The 2,408-nt window shown below is 37.0% G+C and carries 3 protein-coding genes; all 3 read right to left on the bottom strand.

What is annotated here, in order from left to right; all coding sequences use genetic code 11:
* Window positions 1–672: SDR family oxidoreductase (locus J7J33_00430; protein MCD6167763.1), on the bottom strand; the 672-nt coding region annotated here is incomplete at its 3' end.
* 11 nt (window positions 673–683) lie between these two features.
* A complete protein-coding gene (locus J7J33_00425) occupies window positions 684–1,592 on the bottom strand; it encodes a radical SAM protein (GenBank protein ID MCD6167762.1) in 909 nt (302 codons plus the stop codon).
* 22 nt (window positions 1,593–1,614) lie between these two features.
* A partial coding sequence (locus J7J33_00420; protein MCD6167761.1) for a mechanosensitive ion channel family protein occupies window positions 1,615–2,408 on the bottom strand: 794 nt, incomplete at its 5' end.

Below are 2,408 nucleotides of genomic sequence, written 5' to 3'. Positions count from 1 at the left end.
CCACATGTATTCTATTCCTGCCTTTATAAACTCTCCTTCAAGCTTGTAGAGTTTCTTTGCAAGTTCCTTTGTGGTCTGGGTCATAATCCCACCGGGAACAACAGCATTTACTCTAAATTTCTTTCCAAATTCCTTGGCAAGAGTTCTTGTAAGAGTTATCACTCCACCCTTACTTGCACTGTAAACTGATAGATCATTCTTAAAGGGAGTAATTGCTTCAATGGATGCTATATTTACTATGACTCCACCTTTATTAAGCCTCCCCTTTATCATCTTCTGGCACATTCTAAAGACAGACTCAAAATTCAGACTAAAAACCTTCTCAATAAAGCGCCTATCCACTTCAAGAAACTTCTTAAATGGGTAAACTCCGGCATTATTGACAAGAATATCAGGCTCCTTACCTTTTAACTTATCCCAGAGTCTATCAATCTCTTTCCATTTTGTTAAATCAACTATATGGGCATTTACATCCACTTTATACTTTTTAAGCTCCCCTTCAACCTTCTTTAATAGCTCCTCATTTATATCAACGAGTTCAAGATTACTTCCTGCTTCTGCAAACCTTAATGCTATAGCCTCGCCTATTCCAGATGCAGCACCTGTTATAAGGGTTTTTCTCCCCTTAAGGGAAATTAACTCAGAGATGGTTTTTCTCTTTTTTCTTGGCATTTTACCCTCCTTTATATTGGTTGAATCCAACCATTTTTGAATCCAAGAGATTCCATGTATCTAACAACCTCTTTATATTCTTCCTCTGTTATTTTTCTATTTATCATATTATCACTTAATGCCCTGAATGTCGGAAAGTATTGAGACATAAGGGATATTGTAACCCATGTTCCGATCTCCTCCTTTATCATATTAAGAACCCCTCTTGAATTCTCCACATTGTTTGGAAGAACAAGGTGCCTTACTATAAGCCCTCTTATTGCAACTCCATCTTCACTAAGCTTAAGCTCTCCAACCTGCCTTGCCATTTCCTTCAAAGCAAGTCTATTAACCTCTGGATAATCATTTGCAAGGGATAATCTCTTTGCAAGGTTTTTATCGCTGTATTTTGCATCTGGAAGGTAGATATCAACAACCCCATCAAGATATCGGAGAATTTCAACCTTTTCATAACCTGATGTGTTGTAAACAATAGGAATCTTAAGACCTCTCTTCATTGCCATTGATAGAGCAAGAAGGATGTGTGGTAGATAGTGAGTTGGAGTTACAAGGTTTATGTTATGCGCTCCTCTCCTCTGAAGATAAAGCATCATCTCTGAAAGTTCCTCTACTTCATAAACCTTCCCATTTCCAAGCTGACTTATGGGATAATTCTGGCAAAACTTACATCTTAAAGGACAGTTTGTAAGAAAGATTGTTCCTGAACCTCTCCAACCAGAAATAGGAGGTTCCTCCCCAAAGTGAAGATTGTAGGACGAGACCATCAATCTATAATCACTTCTACATACTCCTCTTTTACCTGAAAGTCTATCCACAAGGCAGTCTCTTGGGCATATATCACAACTTTTTAATCTACCAAAAAGTTCCTTCCCCCTCCTTTCCACCTCTTTAGAACTAAGAGAAAGATAAGATGGATACATAATTAAATGGTTTTATGGTGATTCATTTCTCTTTTTCGTTCTTTATATAGACAACCATTCTATTGTAAGGAATCTCAATGCCTTCCCTGTCAAATGTTTTCTTCGCCTCCTCAAGGAATCTTCTTCTTGCAGACCATCTCATACCCTTATCAACTTTGGCAAGGACTTTTATAATAATTGAAGAATCTCCAAGTTCATTAACTCCAAGAATTTTTGGTTTATCAAGGATTACTTTCTCCTCTATAAGTTTATCTCCTATACTCATAATAACTTCCTTTGCCCTGTCAATATCTGACTCGTAGGATATGGGAAGCTCAATAACGGTAAATTGATCTCCCACATCATACTTTATTACACTCCTTATCTCTCCATTTGGGATAAGAAAAAGCTTTCCCTCATAGTTTCTTATCTTTGTGGTTCTTATTCCAATTTCTTCCACAGTGCCAGAAATATCACCAATCTCGACAAAATCTCCCACTGAAAAGTAATCCTCAAACAGAATGAACATGCCCGAAATGGCATCTTTAAAGAAAGTCTGACCAGCAAAACCTACTGCTATTCCCCCAACACCTGTAATGGCAAGAAGTGGAGTTGTATCAACATTAAACACCTTGAGTACATACCAGATGAAGAGAAAGATAAGAAGATAATCTGATAGAGAGAAGAAGAGCTTTATAAGTGTTAATCTTTTCTGCCATCCCCTCTTTTTTTTCTTCTCCGAAGAGGTAATGATCTTTCTTTTTATGTAGTTTAATATGTATTTAATGACGAGAAAAACAACTGCTACAGTGACTATCCCCTTTATATAATTAAGGT

The sequence above is a fragment of the Caldisericia bacterium genome, assembly GCA_021158845.1.
Classification (GTDB): domain Bacteria; phylum Caldisericota; class Caldisericia; order B22-G15; family B22-G15; genus B22-G15.
The sequence above is the reverse complement of the archived record's forward strand: the minus strand, read 5'-3'. Positions and strand labels throughout refer to the sequence as shown.